Source organism: Lentilactobacillus senioris DSM 24302 = JCM 17472 (genome assembly GCF_001436555.1).
Classification (GTDB): domain Bacteria; phylum Bacillota; class Bacilli; order Lactobacillales; family Lactobacillaceae; genus Lentilactobacillus; species Lentilactobacillus senioris.
In genome coordinates this window covers 483,438-489,532 of the sequence record NZ_AYZR01000004.1, presented here as the reverse complement: position 1 = coordinate 489,532, position 6,095 = coordinate 483,438, and the positions used below count along the sequence as shown (strand labels likewise).

The window sequence follows — 6,095 nt, the reverse complement described above, 5'->3', positions numbered from 1 at the left end:
GACGCCCAGCACATTTGTTTTCATCGAATATTTTGTTCAGTTTTCAAAGGTCTACTTGCATTGCTAAGAACTTATTCATCTCTTAAGCAACGTGTTATATCATATCATCAGAAGCGCTTGTCGTCAACAACTTTTTAAAATTAATTTTCAAAAGCTTTTCGTTGATGTGTTACCCGTCGCAACCGACAAGAACTATTAAACCATATACAAGTGACGAGCACAAGCCTTTTTTGTAAATTAGTTTCATTTTTTGAGATGTATTCCTTTACATTCAATTGAAAGGGGATTAAATTAGAACTGTTCTAACTAAATCAAGGAAGTGAACCCCATGTTAATGACTAATTCCAAAATTATCGCTGCTTGTTTCACCATATTATATGCGATTTTAATTTATTTAGTATTTGCTGGGCAAATGACTGCAGCTATGTACGTGATGGCTGTTGGTATGTTTTTAGAATCCCTGATCTGTCTAATTGATTGCTTTCGAAAATAACTAATACATAGGAGGAAGCTTAATGAACTCACCAATTCACGATTACTTTTTTGATAAAACCGCATTTGACTCCCGAGACGGTGCTTACATTCATTTACAACAACCGAATACTCCAGAAGCACCATTAAATGTTCCGGAGATGTTAACTCCAGATAAAGTAGATGGCGATGATATCTACTATACCCTAACCGCTCAAACAGGTTCTACCCAACTACTTACCGGAGCAGTTACCCAAACTTGGGGCTACAATGGCTCCTTATTAGGACCGACCGTTTTATTTGAAACTGGTAAAACCTACCATATTACCTTGAAAAATGCGCTAAACGAAGTCACTACCTTCCACTGGCACGGCTTAAACATTGTGGGTCCTTATGATGATGGTGGTCCCCACGCTCCAGTATATCCTGGTGGCGAACGCAAAATTACCTTTACCGTAGATCAGCCTTCTGCTACGTTATGGCTTCATCCCCATCCATGTCCAGAAACAGCTCGCCAAGTTTGGAACGGGTTAGCTGCCATGGTACTGATCAAGGACGACCACGAACGTTCATTAAATCTACCAGCTGACTGGGGCAAAAATGATATTCCGGTTATTATGCAGGACAGAACCTACTATGATAATCAACTGAACTATCAGAAAAGCTATGACGTCGATGGCACCCTTGGCGAATACCCATTAATCAATGGGACCCTCAATCCATACTTTGAAGTTACTAGCCCGATTGTGCGCTTGAGGTTTTTGGACGGTTCTAATAGAAGAGAATGGCGTCTACACTTCAGTGATAACCATCCCTTCACCCAAATTAGCAGTGACGGTGGTCTCCTTCCTCAACCAGTTGAATTCGACCACTTAATGCTAACTACCGCCGAACGAGCTGACGTTTTAGTTAACTTTTCTGACTACCAAGAGGGCGACGTGGTGACCCTTCAAACCGATGATTTGTCATTTTTGACTTTTAAAATCGGCAAGTTTGATCCTGAAGATTTGAATTTACCGGAAACTTTGGCTACAATTCCTGATCTTACCCCTGACGATCCCGAACCAACATTTCATACCGTTATGTCTGGAATGGATGACGAAGTTCGCTTGGATGGCAAGTTATTTGATATGCAGCGAATCGACACCCGGCAAGAATTAAACAAAGTGGCTCTCTGGGAAGTCACTAACACCAACGATATGGATGATGGTATGATCCATCCCTTCCACGTTCACGGTTGCCAATTCCAAGTTCTTAAACGAGATGGTCACGACGTCTATGCCAATGAACATGGTTGGAAAGATACCATCGGCGTCAATCCAGGTGAAACCGTCTTGATTAAAATTCAATTTACCAAGCCCGGAGTATTTATGTATCATTGCCATATTTTGGAACATGAAGATACTGGGATGATGGCTCAAATTGAAATTTACGATCCTAAGCATCCAGTTAAGTACCATTTATTATCAATGGATGAAATGATGCACGATCCAACTAAGAAATAAAAGTACTTAAATTTAAATAGGTAATAGTGATCAACATTGACCGCTATTACCTATTTTTTCGATTATTCTGAACGTTCTTGAGATTCCAAAAAATTATAAAGTCCCAAAATAGTTTTATCCTCTAGCTCAATGGGCTTACCATTAATGGTTGCATCTACCACCACGTAATAATCTTCTAGGTCCGGCACTTCTAATTGTTGGTTAGCTACAAAGTCTTTAGCTGAAGCATAGCTAATTTCTGCTGGTTCGCCACCATCTGTATACACAATTTCGAGCATCTCGGTCACTTTCCTTCTATATTATGATTAGATCTTCTTCTTGATTTTAAATCTTTAGGATTAAAATACAAATTAAACGACTTGTAAAGTAAAAACAGGACTTAGCTACATAAGCTAGGTCCTGTTTACTTTAATTATTTAACCCGAGCCAAGAAATACTTCTTCTTACCTCGCCGAACAATCACAAAGCGACCATCAAAATGATCAGCTGGATTAATAGTAGCATCGGTATCAGTCACTTTTTCACCGTTAATCCGGATGGCACCATTAGAAACGTCCTCCCGAGCTTGACGCCGTGAAGGTTCAATCCCAGTCACATCTACTAACCATTCTACGATGTTAGCTGGTTCACTAGTTACGTCCACAGTAGGCATGTTCTTAAAACCTTGTTCAATTTCGGCAGCGGTTAAGTTAGCGACATCACCGGAGAACAAAGCTGCAGAAATATGTTCAGCTTCCGCCACTGCACTTTCTCCGTGAACAAAGGCCGTAACTTCTTCAGCCAACCGACGTTGAGCAGCTCGCTTTTCAGGTTGGGTCTTCACTTGTTCTTCTAAGTCTTCAATTTCCTCTTGGGTTAAGAAAGTGAAGTACTTCAAGTACTTGATTACATCCCGGTCATCTTGGTTCAACCAGAATTGGTAGAATTCGTAAGGGGTGGTCTTATCGGCATCTAACCACACGGCTCCACCAGCAGTTTTACCAAATTTAGTACCGTCGGCCTTTAACATCAACGGAATCGTTAAGCCGTAAACGCCAGCGTTAGGGCCTTCAACCTTGTGGATCAAATCAATTCCGGCAGTAATATTACCCCATTGATCGGCACCACCTAATTGGACTTGGACTTCATTATTTTGGTAAAGGTGCAAGAAGTCGATAGATTGCAAAATTTGGTAGGTAAATTCTGTGAAGGAAATTCCGACTTCTAACCGGCTAGCCACTACTTCTTTGTTTAGCATGGTATTAACGTTAAAGAGCTTACCGTAGTCTCGCAAGAAATCTAGAAGTGATAATTGAGATAACCATTCATAGTTATTAACAATATCAAATTTACCGTCGCTACCAAACAACCCAGTTAGTTGCTTAGTAAGGGCTTGTTCATTATGGTGAACTTGGTCCATGGTTTGCAAAACTCGTTCAGAGTTCTTACCACTTGGATCACCAATTGAACCAGTTCCCCCACCGATCACGATTACTGGTTTGTGACCGGCTAATTGGAATCGTTTCAAGATCATGAAGGGAATTAAATGTCCGATATGCATACTGTCACCAGTAGGATCGATTCCCACGTAAATTCCCACGGATTTGTCGTTAACTAATTCGTATAAACCGTCGTGATCGGTTTCTTGGTTAATGGCGCCCCGCCACTTTAAATCATCTAAAATATTCATCAAAAGTTCCTCCTAAATAAAAAGTCCCCAACATCAATTGATGTCAGGGACGAAATTTTCCGCGTTACCACCCAGGTTATTATCAAATAAGATAATCGCTTCATTAGCATTGATAACGAAATGACCCGGATTTTAAATTGCTCCCAAATTGTAATTTCAAAGATTAGTTTGGCTAACTTGCAGCGTCCGTTAGCTTTCTATTTGGCCCCTAACCTTCTACTCTATTTGCTCAACGCAATATGATATTTTCATCTTACGGGGTATCACTATAAATGTCAATCACATCAAGCCATACTAGCTGGCAAAATCTAATATCTAGTTTTAATTTCCGAGATATTTTACTAATTATTTAAAAGTACACTTTTTCAGGTCAACTTAATTGTATTTGCCTAACTGTAGCGCTAGACTTTGGGTAAGAAAATTATAAATTTACATATTGAGGAGGAAGTTAGCTATGAGTGAAACCATTAATTCAGGCGTTGCCATGGTTCAAACCTTGGAAAGTTGGGGAGTCAATCATGTTTATGGACTACCGGGAGGAACCGTAAATAACTTGATGTATGCCTTAGATGCTGAAAAAGACAATATTAACTTCATTCACGTCCGCCACGAAGAAGTTGGAGCAATGGCTGCCAGTGCTGATTATAAAATCGCCGGTCAAATTGGGGTAGCGATTGGTTCTGCTGGTCCTGGCGCTACTCACTTGTTACAAGGAATCTATGATGCCAAAATGGATAAAGTTCCCGCCCTTTACCTAGTAGGTCAGTCCCCACAAAGTGATATGAATTTCGATGCTTTCCAGGAAATGGACGAAGATCCCCTCTTTCAAGATGGTGCAGTGTACGCACGTACAGTAACCACCGCAGTTAGTTTGCCACATGTGGTAGACGAGGCTATCCGTCGCGCATACGCTTATCACGGACCTGCCGTTGTTATTATTCCTAACGATTTAGCTGGGAAAGAAATTCCGGCAGAGGGTAACTATTCTTCTGCCAATGCTCACCGCTATAACCATTTAGCCGCTCCTAACGATCAAGACATCAAATCTGCCCTCAGCTTAATTGCTGAAGCTAAACGGCCGGTGATGTTTGTAGGGGTCGGTACTAAAAACGACGCAGATGCCATTATGGAATTATCCACTAAATTACAAATGCCTGTGATGACTTCTGCTATTGCCAAGGACATTATTCCTTCTGACTTTGAAGCATTGCTAGGATCTTCTATGCGAGTGGCATCTAAGCCAGCTAACGAAGCCCTTACTAAAACGGATTTGATTTTATTCGTTGGTTCTGATTTGCCATTTGGTCAAATTGAATTCCGACCTGAAGTTAAATTTATTCAAATTGATTCTAATCCAGCTAAGCTGGGTAAACGACACCACGCAGACGTAGCTATTTTAACTGATGCTTCCGAAGCCTTGGCCAAGTTAGTAGCATTAAGCACTCCAGCTCCTAAGTCTGATTGGTATGCTGCTAACGTAGCTAACGTTGCTAACTGGTGGCAGTACCTTAACCACCTCATGGATCGCACTGATGATCCAATGAGAGTCGAACCAGCTTTCAAGCAACTCAATCGAATTGCAGATCCAGATGCTATCTTTTCAATTGATGTTGGACAGGTTGATCAAAATGCCGTACGGATGTTAAGAATGAACGGTCAGAGACGCTGGTTTACTTCAGGACTGTTTGCTACGATGGGCTTTGGTCTTCCGGGAGCTTTAGCCGCAGCCTTACAATATCCAGGACGCCAAGTCTTTAACCTAACTGGTGACGGAGCCTTCTCAATGATTATGCAAGATTTAATCACCGAACGCCGTTACCATTTACCAATTATCAACGTCGTTTTCTCCAATGACGTTTTAGGTTTTATTCAAGATGAACAAGAAGACGAACACCACGAATTTTTCGGCATTGATTTAAATTCTATGGACTTTGCCCAAATTGCTGAGGCTCAAGGAGTCAAGGGCATTACGGTTACTAAAATGAGTGAACTAGAAGCCGCCTTTGATCAAGCTAATGAAGTAGCACAATCCGGCTCTCCAGTTTTAATTAACATTCACATTTTAGATGAACGTCCTATTCCAGTAGAACACTTACAATTAGATCCTAGTCAGTTTAGTGCCGACCAGATTAACGCCTTTAAGAAACGCTACCTAGCTGAAGATCTTCAACCACTTAGCTACTTCTTAGATCAACAAAATTAAACATTTTTTATCAGTACAAATCTGCTATAATAACGCAGAAGGGACTGATAATAATGGGATTTTCTCCTAAGTTAATTTTGGCGGATATCTGCCTAATCATTTCCATCTTGTTAGCATGGTACATTCAACGATCTGAATCAACAACCACTATTCGGGTATTACTCATTATTGTAGCCGTAATTTGTTTGGGAATTTCCATCTGGATTAACTTTGCTAACGCTAGGGATAAACGTAAATCAAAATAAAA

The 6,095-nt window shown here is 40.7% G+C and carries 6 protein-coding genes and 1 other annotated feature; of the genes, 4 read left to right on the top strand and 2 right to left on the bottom strand.

Going from position 1 to position 6,095, the window contains the following annotated elements; translation table 11 throughout:
* Window positions 1-328: 328 nt before the first annotated feature.
* Window positions 329-493, top strand: a complete 165-nt coding sequence (locus tag FC56_RS08105) for a hypothetical protein (protein ID WP_156410657.1) — start codon at window positions 329-331, stop codon at window positions 491-493.
* Between the two features lie 22 nt (window positions 494-515).
* Window positions 516-1,976, top strand: a complete 1,461-nt coding sequence (locus tag FC56_RS02645) for a multicopper oxidase family protein (protein WP_056977895.1) — start codon at window positions 516-518, stop codon at window positions 1,974-1,976.
* A gap of 62 nt (window positions 1,977-2,038) precedes the next feature.
* On the opposite strand, the gene FC56_RS02640 is transcribed toward FC56_RS02645, so the two are convergent.
* Window positions 2,039-2,254 (bottom strand): hypothetical protein, encoded by a 216-nt coding sequence (locus tag FC56_RS02640; RefSeq protein WP_054671695.1) that lies wholly within the window; start codon window positions 2,252-2,254, stop codon window positions 2,039-2,041.
* Window positions 2,255-2,388: 134 nt separating this feature from the next.
* Entirely contained in the window at window positions 2,389-3,645 is a 1,257-nt protein-coding gene (gene tyrS, locus FC56_RS02635; protein WP_056977893.1) for a tyrosine--tRNA ligase, read from the bottom strand.
* Window positions 3,646-3,687: 42 nt separating this feature from the next.
* Window positions 3,688-3,887 (bottom strand) — a binding site (T-box leader).
* A gap of 212 nt (window positions 3,888-4,099) precedes the next feature.
* On the opposite strand from tyrS, the gene spxB reads away from it, so the two are divergent.
* Together spxB and FC56_RS02625 are read left to right on the top strand one after the other, a co-directional pair.
* Window positions 4,100-5,848 (top strand): pyruvate oxidase, encoded by a 1,749-nt coding sequence (gene spxB / locus FC56_RS02630; RefSeq protein WP_056977891.1) that lies wholly within the window; start codon window positions 4,100-4,102, stop codon window positions 5,846-5,848.
* A gap of 53 nt (window positions 5,849-5,901) precedes the next feature.
* The gene (locus FC56_RS02625; RefSeq protein ID WP_054671692.1) at window positions 5,902-6,093 is read left to right on the top strand and encodes a hypothetical protein; all 192 of its coding nucleotides are present in this window, start codon (window positions 5,902-5,904) and stop codon (window positions 6,091-6,093) included.
* The last annotated feature ends 2 nt before the right edge of the window (window positions 6,094-6,095 follow it).

Coding starts and splice junctions, on each gene's coding strand:
- FC56_RS08105 (WP_156410657.1), top strand. CDS start 329: ATGTTAATGACTAATTCCAAAATTATCGCTGCTTGTTTCACCATATTA.
- FC56_RS02645 (WP_056977895.1), top strand. CDS start 516: ATGAACTCACCAATTCACGATTACTTTTTTGATAAAACCGCATTTGAC.
- FC56_RS02640 (WP_054671695.1), bottom strand. CDS start 2,254: ATGCTCGAAATTGTGTATACAGATGGTGGCGAACCAGCAGAAATTAGC.
- tyrS (WP_056977893.1), bottom strand. CDS start 3,645: ATGAATATTTTAGATGATTTAAAGTGGCGGGGCGCCATTAACCAAGAA.
- spxB (WP_056977891.1), top strand. CDS start 4,100: ATGAGTGAAACCATTAATTCAGGCGTTGCCATGGTTCAAACCTTGGAA.
- FC56_RS02625 (WP_054671692.1), top strand. CDS start 5,902: ATGGGATTTTCTCCTAAGTTAATTTTGGCGGATATCTGCCTAATCATT.